The following is an 18792-nucleotide window of genomic DNA, read 5'->3' on the forward strand; positions in this document are numbered from 1 at the left end:
GGTGGTGGGGTCCTTCACCGCTCGTTCGGGAGTTCGTCGGATGCGCCGGCGCCACGGGCGGCGGCCTCGAGTTCGCTGAGCACCTGGTCCTCCACCAGCTCGGCCAGCGCGGCGACGGTGCGGGACACCAGCACGTCGCGGGGGGTGAGGGTGACGCCGAAGGCGTCGTTGGCGCGGGTGACGATCCGCAGGGCGCGCAGGGAGTCGCCGCCCAGCAGGAAGTAGTCGTCCTCGGCGCCCACGGGGGTGTCCAGGGTGTCCTCCCAGATGGCGGCGAGCGCCTCCTCGGTGGGGGTGCGCGGGGCGACCTGTCCGGTCGCCCGCGGCTGCTCGGGCCCGGGTTCGGGCGCGGGCAGGGCGGCCCGGTCGGTCTTGCCGTTCCCGGTCAGCGGGAAGCGGTCCATCACCACGTACGCCGACGGCACCATGGGGCCGGGCAGCGTCCGGGCGACGTGGGCGCGCAGGGCCGCGGCGGCGGGCGGCTGCGCGCCGGGGGCGGCGAGGACGTGGGCGACCAGCCGGGGCAGCCCCGGCTCGTCCTCCCGGACGCTGACCACGGCGTCCAGGACGGACGGGTGGCGCACCAGGACGGCCTCGACCTCGCCGGCCTCGATGCGGTGGCCGCGCAGCTTGAGCTGGTGGTCGGTGCGGCCGAGGTGGTGCAGTTCGCCGCGGGCGTCGCGGCGGACCAGGTCGCCGGTGCGGTACATGCGGCTGCCGGGCGGGCCGTACGGGTCGGCGGTGAACCGGGCGGCGGTCAGGCCGGGCCGGCCGAGGTAGCCGCGGGCCAGGCCGTCCCCGGCCAGCCACAGTTCGCCGGGCACCCCGTCGGGGACGGGACGCAGGCGCGCGTCCAGCACGCGGGCGCGGGTGCCGGGGAGGCGGCGGCCGATGGGCGGGGCCGTGCCGTCGGGCCGCAGCGGGTCCGACCAGGTGGCGACGACGGTGGCCTCGGTGGGGCCGTAGGAATTGACCATCCGGTGGTGCGGGGCCCACCGGGCGACCAGTTCGGCCCGGCACGCGTCGGCGCCGACCACCAGGGTCTTCAGGTCGGGCAGGGTGCCGGGCGTGTCCGGCGGCACGGTGGCGAGCGCGGCCGGCGGCAGCAGGGTGTGGGTGATGCGCCGCTCGCGCAGCACCTCGGCGAGCCGCACGCCGAGCAGCGGACCGGGTTCCGGCACGACCAGCCGGGCCCCGTGCGGCAGGGACATGCACAGTTCCAGCACGGAGGCGTCGAAGCTGGGGGTGGCGAACGCCAGGACGCGGTCGCCCGGGCCGACCCGGTAGTGCGCGGCCTCGGCGGCGGCGAAGGCGGCGAGGCCGCGGTGGGTGACCACGACGCCCTTGGGGGTGCCGGTGGAGCCGGAGGTGTAGATGACGTAGGCCGGGTCGTCGAGGTCGAGGGGGCGGGTCCGGTCGGCGTCGGTGGGCCGGTGGCCCGGGACGTCGCCGGACGCGGCTCCCCCCGGAGCCGTGAGCAGGGCGTCGACCTCCTCGGCGTGGAGGGTGAGGGCGGGTGCGGCGTCGCTCAGCATCAGCGCGATCCGCTCCTCGGGGTAGCCGGGGTCGACCGGCAGGAAGGCCGCGCCGGTCTTGGCCACCGCGAGCTGGGCGAGGACCATCTCCGCCGAGCGGGGCAGGACGAGCGCGACGAGCGTGCCGGGACCCGCGCCGCGCGCGATGAGCCGGTGCGCGAGCCGGTCGGCCCGTGCCTCGACGTCGGCGAAGGTCAGTTCCAGGCCGGGCGCGCTCAGGGCCGGCGCGTCGGGCCACCGGTCGGCGGCCGCCTCGACGAGGGCGGGCAGCGTCGCCGGGGTCACCGGCGCGAGGTCGGGCCGCGCGGGTCCGTCGAGCGCCCGGGCGTGTTCCTCCGGCGGCAGGACGTCGAGGTCGTCGAGCGGGGTGGAGCCGTCGGCGTCGGCGAGGCGGCGCAGCAGGTGCAGCAGCCGTCCGGCCAGGGCGGCGGCGGTGGTCTCCTCGAAGTAGCGCGGGTCGTAGCCGAGTTCGACGGCGAGCCGGTCGCCGGGCGACACCACCACGGTGAGCGGGTAGTTGGTGGCCTCCCGCGCGTCCAGGTCGCGCACCCGGACGCCCTGCGCTCCGGCCGTCGCGTCGCCGACGGGGTAGTTCTCGAAGACGATCAGGCTGTCGAAGAGCGGCGTGCCGTCGGGCAGTCCGCTCGCCGCGAGCATCCGGGTCAGCGGCAGGTGCTCGAAGCGCCGGTCCTCGGCGCGCGCCCGCTGCTGCTCCTCGAGCCACCGGGCGCACGGGGCCCGGCCGTCGACGGCGACCCGGGCGGGCAGGGTGGTGATGAACAGCCCGGTGACGGTGTCCGCGCCGGGCAGGTCCGCGGGGCGGCCGGAGACGGTGGTGCCGAAGCACACGTCATGCGTGCCGCTCAGCCGGGACAGCAGCAGCGCCCACGCGCCCTGCACGACGGTGTTCAGGGTGAGGCGGTGGCGGCGGGCGAACTCCCGCAGCCGGGCGCTGTCCTCCTCGCCGAGGTGGTGCGACAGCCAGGTGCCGGAGCGGGCCGGGGCCCCCGGCGCGGGCCTGCTGTCGTACGGCAGCGGCGTGGGCGCGGTCAGGTCGCCCAGGACGCGCCGCCAGTGCTCGTCGGCGCCGGCGGTGTCGCGGGCGGCGAGCCAGGCGGCGTAGTCGGAGAAGGGCCTGCGGTCGGGCAGGCGCGGTTCCTCCCCGCGGGCGAGCGCCGCGTGGGCGGTCAGGACGTCGCCGAGGACGTGGAAGACGCTCCAGCCGTCCAGGAGCAGGTGGTGGAAGGTCCACACCACGCGCACCTCGTCCGGGCCGAGCCGGACCAGGACGATCCGCGTCAGCGGCGCCGGTTCCAGCGCCATGCCGCGGGCGCGGTCCTCGGCCAGCAGCCGGGCCAGCCGCTCCTCCCGCTCCTCCCCCGTCAGGTGCGACCAGTCCTCGTGGGCGACGGGCAGCCGGGCGGCGCGGTGCACGACCTGCAGCGGCTCGGGAACGCCGTGGAGGACGACCGAGGTGCGCAGGACGGGCGTGCGGTCGACGACGTGCTGCCAGGCGGCGGCCAGCGTCGCCGGGTCGCGCACGCCGTCGGTGACGAAGGTGATCTGCTCGACGTACAGCCCCTCACCGGGCTCGTCCAGGGCGTGCATGACCATGCCCGCCTGGGTGGGCGTGAGGGGGTGGATGTCGGTGACGTCGCGTCCGGTGCCGGCCAGCCGGTCCACGGTGGCCTGGTCGAGGCGGGCCAGCGGGAAGTCGGACGGGGTGCGGCCGCCGGCGCCCGGGGTGGCGCAGTGCCGCACCAGGGCGCGCAGTTCCTCGACGGTCTCGGCGGCGAGCCGGGCCACGGTGTCGCGGTGGTGCACCTCGCGCGAGTACGACCAGGTGAACTCCAGCCGCTTGTCGGTGACCCGGCCGAGGACGTCGACGAGGTGCGGGCGCGGCGCCCGCGGGTCCATGCCGCCCGCCAGGCCGTCGTACGGGGAGTGCAGCAGGCCGCCCGGGGTGGTCTGCCAGTCCTGCCGGCCCAGGTAGTTGAAGGAGATCTGCGGCAGCCGCGGCAGGGCGCTCCCCCCGTCCGTCCCGCGCAGGTGGCGCAGGGCCCCGTGGCCGATGCCGCCGTGCGGGACGGCCCGCAGGTTCTCCTTGACGGACTTCAGCGCGCCGCCGGTGTCCGCGGAGCGCGGCACGTCCAGGGCGACCGGGTACAGGGCGGTGAACCAGCCGACGGTGCGGGAGAGGTCGACGCCGTCGAAGAGGTCCTCACGGCCGTGGCCCTCCAGGGCGACGGCCACCCGGTCGCGGCCCGTCCAGCGGGCGAGGACCCGGCCCAGGGCGCACAGCAGCACGTCGTTGACGCGGGTGCGGTACGCCTCGGGGACCTCCTGGAGCAGGCGGCGGGTGTCCTCCTCGTCCAGGGCGGCGGTCAGGGACTCCTCGTCGGCGACGGTGTTCCGGCCGTCCCGGTCGGTCGGCAGGGCGGTCGTGTCGACGCCGCGCCAGTACGGGAGTTCGGCGTCGAAGCCGCCGGCCGCGGTGTGCGCGGCGAGGCGGGTCGCCCAGGCGCGGAACGAGGTGGTCTTCGGCCCCGGGTCGGGCGTGTCCCCGGCGCGCAGCGCCCGGTAGGCGGCGTCCAGGTCCTCCAGGAGGATGCGCCAGGACACCGCGTCCACCACCAGGTGGTGGGCGGCGAGGAGCAGGACCGGCCGCCTCCCGTCGCCGGGGCGGCACAGCGCGGCGCGCAGCAGCGGGCCGGTGCGCAGGTCGAAGCCGGCGGCGAGGGCCGGGGCGACCTCCTCGGGCGGCGCGTCGTGCACCTCGAGGTGCGGTGCGGCGCCGGGTTCCGTGCCGTGCTGGCGGTGTCCGGGGGCGGCGTCCGGTTCGTAGCGCATGCGGAGCGCGTCGTGGTGGTCCAGGACGGCGGCGAGCGCGGCCCGCAGCAGGTCCGGGTCGGTGGCGGGGTCGACGTGGTAGGAGACCGACTGGGTGAAGTCGGCGGGGTCGCCGCCGAGCGTGTCGAGCAGCCAGTGCTGGACGGGCGTGAGCGGCGTCGGGCCGGCGACCGGGCCCTGTTCGGCGGCGGTCCCGGCGTCGGCGGGTGCCCGCTCGGCCGCCGCGGCCAGGTCGGCGACGGTGGGGTGGGTGAACAGGTGCCGCGGCGTCAGGCGCAGCCCGGCGCGGCGGGCGGCGGAGACGACCTGGATGCCGAGGATGGAGTCGCCGCCGAGCGCGAAGTAGTTGTCCTCGGCGCCGATCTCGGGCACGCCGAGCACCTCGGACCAGATCGCGGCGAGGGTCTGCTCGGCGCCGGGCCGGGGCGGGCGGGAGGATCCGGCGGTGTCCGGGGCGGACCACACCGGCTCGGGCAGGGCCCGCCGGTCCAGCTTGCCGGTGGCTCCGAGCGGCAGCCGTTCCAGCGGGACGACGAGTGAGGGCACCAGGTGGGCGGGGAGCGTGCCGGCGAGGTGGTCGCGGACCGCGGCCGGGTCCAGGGCCCCGGTGGAGCGGTGCGGGACCGCGTAGCCGACCAGTCGCCGGTGTCCTTCGTGGTCGACGACCCGGGCGGCCGCGGCGGCCACGTCGGGGTGGCGGGCCAGCGCGGCCTCCACCTCGCCGAGTTCGATACGGAAGCCGCGCACCTTGACCTGGTCGTCCGTCCGCCCGAGGTGGACCAGTTCCCCGTCGGCGGCGCGGCGCACCAGGTCGCCGGTGCGGTACATGCGGGCGCCGGGCGGCCCGTAGGGGTCGGCGAGGAAGCGGGCGGCGGTCAGGCCCGGGCGGTGAAGGTAGCCGCGGGCGACGCCGGTCCCGGCGAGGTACAGCTCGCCCGGGGCGCCGGCCGGCACCGCGCGCAGCCGGGCGTCCAGCACGTAGGCGCGGGTGCCGCCGACGGGGCGGCCGATGGGCGGTTCGCGGTCGGGGTCGGCCGGGTCGCAGGTGAAGGCGGTGGCGTAGACGGTGGCCTCGGTGGGGCCGTAGACGTTGAGCACCCGGCAGCCGGGCACCGCCGCGCGGACCTGCCGCACGGTGCGCGCGGGCAGGGCCTCGCCGGCCAGGACGACGGTGTCCGCGCCGACGTGGACGGTGTCCTCGGCGAGGAGCCGGCCGAGCGCGGAGGGCACGGCGCTGATCAGGCCGGCCCGCCACGGTCCGGGGCGTTCGGCGAGGGCGAGCAGGTCGCGGACGAGTTCCACCGTGCCGCCCGTGACCAGCGGGGCGAAGATCTCGAACACCGACACGTCGAAGGTGAGCGAGGTGGACGCCACCACGTGGCCGAGGCCGCGCCCGGCGAACTCGGCGGCGGCCCAGTCGGTCAGCGCCGGCAGGGAGGAGTGGGCGACCACGACGCCCTTGGGGCGGCCCGTGGAGCCGGAGGTGTGGATGACGTACGCCGGGTGCTGCGGCAGCAGCGGAGCGCGCCGCTCGTGGTCGCCGACCGGGCCGGGCGACGCGGCGGCCAGGCGGGCGGCGGTCTCCGGGTCGTCGAGGGTCAGCCGCGGGCAGGGCCCGTCGGGCAGCCGTCCGGCGGTGGCGGTGCCGGTCACGACGACGGCGGGCCGCACGTCGTCGAGGAGGAGGGCGACGCGTTCGGCCGGGTGCCCGGGGTCGACGGGGAGGTAGCCGGCGCCGCTCTTGAGGACCGCGAGGAGCGCCACGATCAGCTCGGCGGTGCGCGGCAGGGCGAGCGCGACGAAGCGTTCCGGTCCGGCGCCCGCCTCGATCAGCAGCCGGGCGAGCCGGTTGGAGCGCTCGTCGAGCTCACGGTAGGTCAGCTCCTCGTCCCCGGCGAGCACGGCGAGCGCGTCGGGGGTGCGGGCCGCCTGCCCGGCGAACGCGTCGGGCAGGGTGCGGCGCGGCGCGTCCGCCCCGGCCGTCCCCCCGGTCGGCGCCCCGGTCGGCGCCCCGGCGTACCGCTCGATCAGGGCGCGGTCCTCGCCCGGGGCGAGCAGCGGCAGGTCGTCCAGGCGGCGGTCGGGGTCGGCGGCCATCTCGGTCAGCAGGGTGCGCAGGCTCGCGCCCAGGCTCTCCACGGTGGCCCGGTCGAAGACGGCCGGGTCGTGGTCGAGGGAGACGGACAGGGTGTCGCCGGGGGCGACAACGACGCCGAGCGGGTACTCGGTGGGCTCGATGTCGCGTTCCTGGGTGAGGGCGAGCCCCAGGCGGGACAGCGCGTCGCCGTCGAACGGGTAGTTCTCGAAGACGACGATGCTGTCGAACAGGGGCGTGCCGCCGGGGACGTCGCTCCAGCTCCGCAGCTGCGCGAGGGAGACGAACTCGTGCCGCCGGGACTCCGACTGGGCGGCCTGCAGGTCGCCGAGCCATTCCAGCAGCCGGCGGCCGCCGTCGACGCGGACGCGGGTCGGCAGGGTGTTGATGAACAGGCCGACCATGCCGGTCACGCCGGGCAGGTCGGCGGGGCGTCCGGAGACGGTGGAGCCGAACACCACGTCGTCGCCGCCGCCGTAGCGGGACAGCAGCAGCGCCCAGGCGCCCTGGAGCACGGTGTTGAGGGTGAGTCCGGCCCGCTGGGCGATGTCGCGGAGCCGCGCGGAGACCCGCGCGTCGAGGGTGACGTGGACGGTCTCGGAGGAGGAGGCGCGGTGCGCCTCGGCGGGGCGGCGGTCGCGGGGCAGTTCGGTCGGGGCGGTGAACCCGGCCAGCGTCTCGCGCCAGTGGCGTTCGGCCGCGGCGGTGTCCTGGCGGGCGAGCCATCCCAGGTAGCCGGCGAACGGCGCGCGTTCGGGCAGGTCGGGGCGGCGCCCGGCGGCCGACGCCGCGTACCGTTCGGCGACCTCGTCGAAGACCTGGGCGGCGCTCCAGCCGTCGAGCAGCACGTGGTGGAACGTCCACACGACCCGCACCCGGTCGGGGCCGAGCCTGATCAGCGCGAGCCGCATGAGGGGCGCGGCGGCGAGGTCGACGCCGGCCCGCCGGTCCTCGGCGAGCAGCCGGTCCAGTTCCGCGGCGCACCACTCCTCGCCGCGGCCCGTCCAGTCGTGGTGGACGACGGGCACGGCGGCGTGGTGCGGCACCACCTGCAGGGGCTCGGCGGTCTCCTGCCACACCAGGCGGGTGCGGAGCACCGGGTTGGCGTCCGCGGTGGCCTGCCAGGCGTCGGCGAGGGCCCGCGGGTCGGTGACGCCGGTGAGGGTGAACTGGACCTGGTTCAGGTAGGTGCGGCTGTCGGGGTCCATCAGGCCGTGGAAGAGCATGCCGGCCTGCATCGGGGTGAGCGGGAGGACGTCGGCGACCGCGCGGCCGTCGCCCACGACCCGGTCGACGGTGGCCTGGTCGAGGCGGGCCAGCGGGAAGTCCGACGGGGTGCGTCCGCCGGAGTCCGGGCGGGCGCAGTGGGCGACGATCTCCTCCAGGGCCCGCACCATGCCCCGGGCCAGGCGGTCCACGGTCTCCCGGTGGTGGCGGCCGCGGCTGTGGTGCCAGCCGATCTCCAGCTCGCCGTCCTCCACCCGGGCGACGACGTCCAGCAGGTGGGGCCGTTCGGCCTCGGGGGCGTCGGCGCCGTCCAGACCGCCGGGCACGGACCGCACCAGGGCGCCGTCGCGGGCGCTCCAGTCGAAGCGGCCCAGGTAGTTGAAGCTGATGCCGGGGGTGGGCGTGGCCGGCAGGTCGCGGGTGAGGCGGGTCAGCGCCCCGTGGCCGAGGCCGCGGTCCGGGACGGCGCGCAGCTGCTCCTTGACGGACTTCAGGGCGGCGCCCCAGTCGCCCTCCGGCACGCTCAGGACCACCGGGTACAGGGTGGTGAACCAGCCGACCGTGCGGGAGAGGTCGACGTCGTCGAAGAGCGCGTCCTCGCGCCCGTGGCCCTCCAGGGTGACGGCGACGCCGTCGCGCCCGGTCCAGTCGGCGAGCACCCGGCCGAGGGCGGTGAGCAGGACGTCGTCGACGCGGGTGCGGTAGACGCCCGGCACCTGGCGCAGCAGGGCCTCGGTGTGCCGGCGGTCCAGCCGCACGGTGACGGTGGCGGTGTCGGCGACCGTGTTGCCGCCGTCGGCGTCCACCGGCAGCGGCGTGGCGCAGTGCCGGGCGGCCGTCTCCCAGTGGTCGCGCCGGGCGGCGAAACCGCCCCGCGCGGTGTGGTCGCGCAGCCGGCGGGCCCACTCGGCGACGGAGGTGGTGCGCTCCGGCAGCCGGACGGGTTGCCCGGTCAGGGCCTGCGAGTACGCGGTCTCCAGGTCCTCCAGGAGGATGCGCCAGGAGACGCCGTCGACCACCAGGTGGTGCACGGCGAGCAGCAGCCGGGGGGCGGGCGTCCCGGTGAACAGGCGGGCGGTGAGCAGCGGTCCGCTCTCCAGCCGGAACCCGTGGTGCGCGGCGTCGGTGACGCGGGCCCGCTCCTGCCGGGCCCGTTCCTCGTCGAGGCCGGTCAGGTCGTGCACCTCGAGCAGCGGCGGCGGTTCCTCGTCGGGTGCGGCGCAGGTCTGCCGCCAGGCGCCGTCGGCGTCCCGGGTGAAGCGGGCGCGCAGCGCGTCGTGGTGCGTCCACAGGGCGCGCAGCGCGCGGTCGAGGGCGCCGGGGTCGACGTCGCCGGGCGTCTCGACGGTCACGCACTGGTCGAAGACCTCGGGGCGGCGCGGGTCGCCGTCGAGGAACCAGTGCTGGACGGGGGTGAGGCCGACGTCCCCCGTGACCGGCTCCGTGCCGGCGACGGCGGGGGCGGTGTCGCCGGTGGTGCGGGCGGCGGCCGCGAGGGCGGCGACGGTCGGGTGGCGGAAGAGGTCGCGGGGGGTGAGGGCCAGTCCGGCGGCGCGGGCCCGGCTGACGACCTGGATGCCGAGGATCGAGTCGCCGCCCAGCATGAAGAAGTTGTCGTCGGCGCCGACCCGTTCGACGCCGAGCAGTTCCGCCCAGACGTCGGCGAGGATCCGCTCGGCCCCGTCGGCGGGGGCCCGGTAGGCGTCGCCCGGGGCCGGGAGGACGGGGTCGGGCAGGCGGCGGCGGTCCACCTTGCCGTTCGCGGTCAGCGGCAGTTCCGGCACGGTGACGAACGCGGCGGGCAGCATGTAGTCGGGCAGGGCGGCCGACAGGTGGTCGCGCAGGTCGGCGGCGGCCGGGACGTCGGCGCCCGGGGCGGGCACCAGGTGGGCGGCGAGCCGTTTGACGCCGGCGTGCTCGTACGGCGACACCAGGGCCTCGGCGATCGCCGGGTGCGCGGTGAGCGCGGCCTCGATCTCGGCGGGCTCGATCCGGAAGCCGCGGATCTTGATCTGGCCGTCGGCGCGGCCCACGAACCGCAGTTCGCCGTCGGCGGTCCGGCGGACGATGTCGCCGGTGCGGTACATCCGGCCGCCGGCCTCTCCGGACCGGCCGGCGAACGGGTCGGCGAGGTAGCGGGCGGCGGTCGCGCCGGGGCGGCCCGCGTAGCCGCGGGCCACGCCCGCGCCGGCGATGTACAGCTCGCCGGGGACGCCCGGCGGCTGCGGCTGGAGGGCGTCGTCGAGGACGTACACCCGGGTGCCGTCCAGCGGGCGGCCGATGGGCAGCACGGCGGGCAGCGGGTCGTCGGCGGTGAAGGGGCGGCGGGTGGCGAAGGTGGTGGTCTCGGTGGGGCCGTACCCGTCGACGACGGTCAGGCCGGGGCAGGCGTCGAGGACGCGGCGCGCCACCGCGCCCGGCACGGCCTCGCCGCCGGTCCACACCTCGCGGACGCCGCGCAGGCAGCCGGGGTCCTCCTGGGCGAGCAGCCGGAACAGGCCGGCCGTCAGCCACAGGTGGCGCACCCCTCGCTCGGCGACCGCGTGGCGGACCACGGCGGCGTCGATCTCGGCGGGCGGCGCGAGCACGGCGGTGCCGCCGCGCAGCAGCGGCACCCACAGCTCGTAGGTGGAGGCGTCGAAGGCGTGCGGCGAGTGCACCAGCACGCGGTCGTGCCCGGCGAAGGCGCTGTCCTGGGCGAGCGCGGCCACGTCCCGCTGCCGCACGGCGACGCCCTTGGGGACGCCGGTGGAGCCGGAGGTGAACATCAGGTACTGCGCGTTGTCGGGGTGGGGCGGCGCCGGCAGCGGGCCGCCGGGCCCCTCGGGGAGGCCGTCCGCCCGGACGACGCGCCCCGCGGGCAGCGCCTCCCGCGCCGTGGCCTCGTGCGCCGCGTCGGTGAGCAGCAGGTCCGCACCGGCCTCGGCGAGCATCCGCCGCAGCCGTTCCCGCGGCGCGCGCCCGTCCAGCGGCACGTACACGCCGCCGGTGCGCGCCAGGGCGAGCTGGGCGACGACCAGCGGCACGGAGCGTTCCATCAGCACGCCGACGGGGCGTTCCGCCGCCACGCCGAGCGCGGCCAGGCGGGCCGCCCACGCCTGGGCGCGGGTGTCGAGCTCGCGGTAGGTGAGCGTCACGGTGCCGGCGCCGGCGTCCACGGCGACCGCGTCCACGGCGACCGCGTCCGGGGTGCGCCGTACCTGCGCGGCGAACAGGGCGGCGGTGGTGGTGGCGGGTGCGGCGGCGGGGCCGCGCCCGTCGTGGAGCGCCCGGTCGCGGCCGGCGGGGGTGAGCAGCGGGAGGCGGCCCGGGGCGTCGTCGAGGCCGTCGGCCATGCCCTCGAGGAGGACGGTGAGGTGGCCGGCGAGCCGTTCGGCGGTGGCGGCGTCGAAGAGCGCGGGGTCGTGGCCCAGGGTCAGGGAGAGTTCGGTTCCGGGCTCGACGACCAGGCTCAGCGGGTAGTTGGTGGTCTCGACGCCGCGCAGGCCGCTCATCGTCAGGCCGTGGGCGGCGGCCAGGCGGTCGTCCACCGGGTAGTTCTCGAAGACGACGATGCTGTCGAACAGGGCGGTCCGTTCGGGCAGGCCGGTGAACGCCTGCATGCGGGTGAGCGGCACGCCGTCGTGGCGGCGGTCCTCGCCCTGCGCGTGCTGGAGGCGGCGCAGCCAGTCGCCGAGCGTCCCGGTGCGGGGCACGGTGGTGCGGGTGGGCAGGGTCGCGATGAACAGGCCGGTCATGGCCTCGGCCCCGTCGAGCTCGGGCGGGCGGCCGGAGACGGTGGTGCCGAAGACGACCTCGTCGCGGCCGGCGTGGCGGCCGAGCAGGATCGCCCAGGCGCCCTGCACCAGGGTGCCGAGGGTGATGCCGGCGTTCCTGGCCCGTTCCCGCAGGGCCCGGGTGGTCGCGGCGGGCAGGACGGCGCGGTGGGCCGCGCGGGACTCGGCGCGGTGGCTCTCGCGCGGCTCGCGGTCGTAGGGCAGGGGGGTTGGTTCGGCGAGGCCGGCCAGCCGCTCCCGCCAGTGCCGTTCGGCCTCGTCCCGGTCGCGGTCCCGCAGCCAGGCCACGTAGTCCCGGAACGGCCGGCGTTCGGGTCCGGCCGCGCCGTCCGGCGAGGAGAGGGCGGCGAACACGTCGGACAGGACGTGGAAGAGGCTCCAGCCGTCGAGCACGAGGTGGTGGAACGACCACACCACCCGGACGCTGCCCTCCGCGAGCCGCACCAGCGTCAGCCGCTGCAGCGGGGCCCGGCCGAGGTCGATGCCGCGCTCGCGTTCGGCGTCCAGCAGGCGCGTCAGCCGCTCCTCGCGGGCGTCCTCCCCGAGCTCGCTCCAGTCCAGGTGCGTGACCGGCACGGCACTCCGGCGGCGCACCACCAGCAGTGGTTCGGGCACGTCCTGCCAGACGGCGTGGGAGCGCAGCACCGGGGTGCGGTCGGTCACCTGCTGCCAGGCCCGGGCGAGCGCCTCCGGGCCCGGGACGCCGTCGAGGACGAAGGTGAGCTGGTGGAAGTAGACCCCGCTGTCCTCCTGGGAGATGCCGTGGAAGAGCATCCCGGCCTGGGTCGGGGTGAGCGGGTGGACGTCCTCCACGCCGGCCGGGTCGTCGCCGGTGATCCGGTCGACGGCGGCCTGGTCGAGGCGGGCGAGCGGGAAGTCCGAGGGGGTGCGGCCGGCGGCGCCGGGGCGGGCGGCGTGCCGGGCCAGCGCGGCGAGCGCGTCGGCGTACTGCCGGGCCAGGGCGGTGACGGTGTGCTCGTCGTGCAGCTCGGCGGAGTGGAAGAAGGTGAACTCCAGCGCGTCCTCGTCGAGCAGGCCGACGACCTCCAGGGGGTGGGGGCGTCGCGCGTCGGGGTCGGCGTCCAGTTCCAGCGGGCGGAACACGGCGCGGTACAGGCCGTCGGGGTCGCCGGGCGGCGTGAACCGGCCGAGGTAGTTGAAGCTGACCTGGGCGGTGGGGCCGTCGGGCAGGGCGCCGGGGCCGGAGGCGAGGTGGCGCAGCGCGTCGTGGCCGATGCCGTTCCGGGGCACCGCCCGCAGCTGCTCCTTGACCTGCTTGAGCACGGTGTCCCAGCCGGCGTCCCGCGGCACGGCGAGGGCGACCGGGTGGCGGGTGGTGAACCAGCCGACGGTGCGGCTGGTGTCGACGTCGGCGAAGAGTTCCTCACGGCCGTGGCCCTCGACGTCCACCAGGACCCGGTCGTGGCCGCTCCAGGCGCACAGCACCCGGCCGAGCGCGCCCAGCAGCACGTCGTTGGCGCGGGTGCGGTAGGTCTCGGGCAGGGTGCGCAGCAGCGCGGCGGTGTCCTCGGCGGTCAGCCGGACGGTGACCGCGCGGGCGGAGGCGTAGCTGTTCGCGCCCTCCCGGTCCGCGGGCAGGGCGTGGCCCGCCCCGGAGGTGGCGCCGCGCCAGTAGGCAGCCTCCTCGGCGAACCCTCCCTGGGCGGTGTACGCGGCGAGGCGCTGGGCCCACTGCCGCAGCGGCGAGGTCCTGGGCGGCAGCGCGGTGGCGCCGTGCCGCCCGTCCCGGCGGGCGCGGTAGGCGCGGTCGAGGTCGTCGAGGAGGACGCGCCAGGAGACGCCGTCGACGACCAGGTGGTGCACGGCGAGGTGCAGCACGGGCGCGCGGCCCGGGCCGCGGTCGTGGAGCACGGCGCGCAGCAGCGGGCCGCGGGTCAGGTCGAAGGGGCCGTGGTGCGGCCGGTCGGTGTCCGGCCCGCGGTGGCGGGCGAGGACGAGGCGGGGGGCGTGTTCCTCGATGCGCCACCGCACTCCGTGGCCGCCGTCGCCGTCGTCCCCGGGCAGGAACCGGGAGCGCAGGGCGTCGTGGTGGGCCGTCAGGTCGTTGAGGGCGTCCTCCAGGGCGGCCTCGTCGACGCCGTCGCCGACCTCCAGGGAGAGCGTCTGCGCGAAGTGGCCCGCCCGCTCGCCCGCCGTGTCGAACAGCCAGTGCTGGATCGGCGTCAGCGGCGCGGCCCCGGTGGCCTGCACGGCTCCGGCGGCCGGTTCGGCGGGGCGGTCCTTGGCGGCGGCGTCGGCGCACCGGGCGAGGGCGGCGACGGTCTGGTGGCGGTAGAGGTCCCGGGAGGTGAGGGCGAGGCCCGCCTGCCGTGCCTGGGCGACGACCTGGATGCTGAGGATCGAGTCGCCGCCGAGGGAGAAGAAGTTGTCGTCGGCGCCGACCCGCTCGACGCGCAGCACCTCGGCCCAGACGGCGGCGAGGGTCCGCTCGGTGGGCGTGCGGGGCGCCACGTGGGCCGCGGCGCGTCCGGTGGGGGCCGGGTCGGGCAGCCGGCCGCGGTCGAGCTTGCCGTTGGGGTTGAGCGGCAGGGCGTCGATCACCACGACGGCCGAGGGCACCATGTGGTCGGGCAGGGTGCCGGCGAGGGTCCTGCGGACGGTCTCCGAGTCGACCGTGACGCCCGGTACGGGGACGACGTAGCCGACGAGACGGCGGTGGCCGTCGCCGGCCGGTGCGGCGGCCGCGGCCTCGGCGACGCCGGGGCAGCCGCGCAGCGCCTCCTCGACTTCGCCGAGTTCGATGCGGAAGCCGCGCACCTTGACCTGGTCGTCGGTGCGGCCCAGATACTCGAGTTCGCCGTCGGCGGTGCGGCGCACCAGGTCACCGGTGCGGTACATGCGGTCGCCGGGGGCGCCGTACGGGTCGGCGACGAACCGGGCGGCGGTCAGTCCCGGGCGGCGCAGGTAGCCGCGGGCCAGTCCTTCGCCGCCGAGGTACAGCTCGCCCGGGGCGCCCGGCGGCTGGGGCCGCAGCAGGTGGTCGAGGACGTAGGCGCGGGTGCGGGCCACCGGCCTGCCGATCGGCGGCGCGTGCTCGGGCGCCTCGTCGCCCGCGAACCAGGCGGTGGCGTAGACGGTGGCCTCGGTGGGGCCGTAGAGGTTGGCGATCGCGCAGCCCGGCATCGTGCGGCGCAGGTCGTGGAGGGTCTGCGCGGGCAGCGCCTCCCCGGCGAGGACCACGGTGTCCGCGGTGACGGCGGGGCCGGTGACGGTGCCGGTGGCGGTGCCCGTCCCGGTGAGCATCCGTGACATCACCGACGGCACGCCGCTGATCAGCCCGGCGTGCCGCGGCCCGGGGGCGTCGGCGAGGGCGGGCAGGTCGGGGACGATCTCGACGGTGCCGCCGGCGACCAGGGGGCACAGCAGCTCGAACACCGAGACGTCGAAGTTGAGCGAGGTGGAGGCGATCACGTGGTCCAGCCGGCCGGCGAACCGCCGTGCGGCCCAGGTGGCCAGGCGGGCGACGCCGCGGTGGGTGACGACGACGCCCTTGGGGCGGCCGGTGGAGCCGGAGGTGTAGATGACGTAGGCGGGGCTCTCGGGGTCCAGCGGGTGGTCGAGGCCACCGGTTCCGGGAGCGTCGGCTTCGTCGGCCACGGCGGCGACGGCGGCGACGGCGTCGGCGTCGGCGGGAGCGCCGTGCGGTCCGGTCTCCGTGCCGCCGGCCAGGCAGTCCTCGATGATCAGCGGCTCGCAGCCCGGCGGCAGCGCGTGCACGGTGTCGCGGCTCGCCAGGACGAGCGCCGGGGCGGCGTCCGCGAGCATGAGGCGGACGCGTTCGGCCGGGTAGCCGGGGTCGACCGGCAGGTACGCGGCGCCGGTCCTCAGGACCGCCCACAGCGCGGGCACGAGATCCGCGGTGCGGGGCAGGCACAGGGCCACCAGCCGCTCCGGGCCGGCGCCGAGGGCGGTGAGCCGCCGGGCGAGCAGGCGGGCGCGGCGGTCGGTCTCGGCGTAGTCCAGGCCGACGTCGCCGCAGACGACGGCGGTGCGGTCGGGGGTGCGGGCGGCCTGCGCTGCGAAGAGCGCGGGCAGCGTCGCGCCGTCGTCCTCCCCCTCCTCCTCGGCGCCGGCGTCGGGTCCGGTGCCGTCCCGCAGCAGGGCGGCGTGCTCGTCCTCGGTGAGCAGCGGCAGCTGGGCCAGCGTCCGGTGGGGCGCGTCGGCCATGCCTTCGAGGAGGCGGTGCAGGTGGCGGCCGAACCGGGCGGCGGTGGCCGCGTCGAACAGGCCGGTGTTGTACTCGACGGTCAGCTCGCAGCCGCCGTCGGCGGTGGGGGTGAACTCCAGCACCAGGTCGAAGCGGGCGGCGGGCCGGGGCAGCGGGTGCTCCTCGACGCGCAGGCCGGCGACCCGCGGCGGGAACGCGAGCGGGGTCTGCTGGACGACGAGGACCTGGACGAGGGGCGTCCGGCCGGGGTCGCGGGGCGGGGCGATCTCCTCGACCACCCGGTCGAAGGGCGCCCCGGCGTGCGCGAAGGCGTCCAGCACCGTCGACCGCACGGACTCCAGGAACCGGTTGACGGTGAGGGTGTCGTCCACCTGGGTGCGCAGGACGACGGTGTTGGCGAAGAAGCCGGTGGTCTCCTCCACGTCCCGCCGGCCGCGCCCGTCGGTGACGGTCCCGAACGCGACGTCACGCTGCCCGGAGTAGCGGGAGAACAGCACGGCGGCCGCCCCGGCGAGCATCGTGAACAGGGTGGCTCCCCGGTGTCCGGCCGACCGCCGGACGCGGTCGACCAGGTCGGCGGGGAGGCGGTGGCGGTGCGCGGCGCCCTCGGTGGTGCGGACGGCCGGGCGGGGCCGGTCCGTCGGCAGGTCCAGGTTCTGGACCCCGGCCAGTGCGCGCCTCCAGTGGGCCAGGTCGTGCGCGAGGTCGCCGGAGGGTGCCTCGGCCGCCTCCCGTTCGTGCTCCCACACCGCGTAGTCCGGGTACTGGACCCCGGGTTCGGGGAGCCCGTCGGGCCCGCCGTCCGCCTGCGCCCGGTACAGCGCGGTCAGTTCGCGGACCAGCACGCCGACCGACCAGCCGTCGGTGACGATGTGGTGCTGGGCGAGCAGCAGCACGTGGTCGGTGTCGTGGCGGCGCACCAGCAGGACCCGGGTGAGCGGGCCCGCCGTCAGGTCGAACGGCCGGCGCAGTTCCTCGGTGAGCAGGCGCTCGGTCTCCGCCTCGTGCCGCTCGGCGGGCAGGGTGCCGATGTCGGCGGTGCGCAGGGGCAGTTCGGCCTCGGGCGCGACGCGCTGGGCGCCGTGGCCGTCGATGGTCGTGAAGGTGGTCCGCAGGGAGTCGTGGCGTGCCGTGAGGTGCCGCAGGGCACGGTGCAGCGCACCCGTGTCCAGCGGGCCGCGCAGCCGCAGGGCGACACCGGTGTTGTACTCGGCGCCGTCCGTGTCGAGCTCGTGGAGGAACCACAGGCGGCGCTGGGCGCTGGACACCGGCAGCGGCCGGTCGCGCGGGGCCCGCGCGATGGGCTCGGGCGGTGCGGTGGCCGACGGGGCGTCGAGCAGCGGGGCGAGCCGGGCGACGGTACGGGCGGTGAACACGTCCCGCACGGAGAGCTTCATGCCGAGCTCCTCGCGGATGCGCGAGAGGGTGCGCGCGGCGAGGACCGAGTCGCCGCCCAGGTCGAAGAAGTCGTCCTCGACGCCGACGGTGTCCAGGGTGAGCACCTCGGCCCAGACGGCGGCCAGCGCGCGCTCGGCGGGCGTGCGGGGCGGCACGTGGCCCGCGGCGGCGGGGGCGGCGGGGGCGGGCAGGGCCCGGTGGTCGACCTTGTTCTGCGGGGTGAGCGGCAGGGCGTCCAGGACGACGAGGGCGGAGGGCACCAGGTGGGCGGGCAGCGAGGCGCCGAGCGCCGCGCGCAACGCGTCGGGCTGCGGCGGCCGTTGCGGGTCGGCGGGGGTGACGTACCCGACCAGCCGCCGCCGGCCCGGCTCGTCCTCGCGGGCCACCACCACGGCCTCGCGCACGGCGGTGTCCCGCAGCAGCGCCGCCTCGACCTCGCCTGGTTCGATGCGGAAGCCCCGGATCTTGACCTGCCGGTCGGCGCGGCCGAGGAACTCCAGGTCGCCCTCGGCGCGCCACCGGGCGCGGTCGCCGGTGCGGTAGAGGCGGGAGCCCGGCGGCCCGAACGGGTCGGCGACGAAGCGGGCGGCGGTCGGTCCGGGGCGGCCCAGGTAGCCGCGGGCCACCCCGTCCCCGCCGACGTACAGCTCGCCGTCCGCGCCGGGCGCCACCTCGCGCATCGCCCCGTCCAGCACGTGCGCGCGGACGCCGGGCAGGGGCGCGCCGATGGGCGGAGCGCCGGAGCCGGCGGTGAGCGGGCCCGTCCAGGTGGAGACGATGGTCGCCTCGGTGGGCCCGTAGGAGTTGATCATCCTCCGGCCGGGCGCCCAGCGGTCGACCAGGGCGGCCGGGCATGCCTCCGCGCCGACGATCAGTGTCCGCAGGTGCGGCAGGCCGCCCGGCCCGGGGTCGGGCAGGGTGGCGAGCGCGGCGGGCGGTATCAGCGTGTGGCTGATGCGGAACTCGTCGAGGACGGCGGCGAGTTCGTCGCCCAGCCAGGGTCCGCCCGGGGGGACGACCAGCGTCGCCCCGCAGAGCAGCGAGATGAACAGCTCCAGCACGGAGGCGTCGAAGCTGGGCGAGGAGAACTGCAGGACCCGGTCGCCCGGCCCCACGGCGTACCGCTCGGCGGCGGCCGCGGCGAAGGCGCCGATCCCCCGGTGGGTGACCGTCACGCCCTTGGGGCGGCCGGTGGAGCCGGAGGTGTGGATGACGTAGGCGGCGTGGTCCGGTCCCACCCGGGCGGGGGCGGGCGGGGCCGGGGTGGCGGCCCCGGCCGGCGCGTCCATCACCCGGCGGACCTCCGCCAGGTCGTCGAGGACGACGGCGGGCCGGGCGTCGGCGAGCATCAGGGCCCGCCGCTCGGCCGGGTAGTCGGGGTCCACGGGCAGGAAGGCGGCGCCCGCGAGGGCGGTGGCCAGCTCCGCGGCGATCAGTTCCGGTGAGCGGGGCAGGACCACGGCGACCACGGCCTCGGGTCGGGCGCCACGCCGCCGGAGGTCCTCGGCGAGGCGTGCGGCCCGCTCCGCCAGGTCCCGGTAGCACCAGGTGCGCCGGCCGTCGGTCAGCGCGGGCGCGTCGGGGGTGCGCGCCGCCCACGCGGTGAACAGCTCGCCGAGCGGCGGGTACGGGGCACCCTGCGGCACAGGGGTGCGGCCGGGCTGCGGGAGGGGGGACGCCGGAGCGGGGGTGTCCTGCGGGTCCGTCATGGGGGCAGTCCTT

Annotated in this window: 1 protein-coding gene; it reads right to left on the reverse strand. The window is 77.3% G+C overall.

Annotated elements, in window-relative coordinates; translation table 11 throughout:
- Positions 1–14: 14 nt before the first annotated feature.
- A complete protein-coding gene (locus tag ACWD3O_RS15570; protein WP_451416206.1) occupies positions 15–18779 on the reverse strand; it encodes a non-ribosomal peptide synthase/polyketide synthase in 18765 nt (6254 codons plus the stop codon).
- Between the last annotated feature and the right edge of the window lie 13 nt (positions 18780–18792).

The sequence above is a fragment of the Streptomyces sp. NPDC002640 genome, assembly GCF_053592575.1.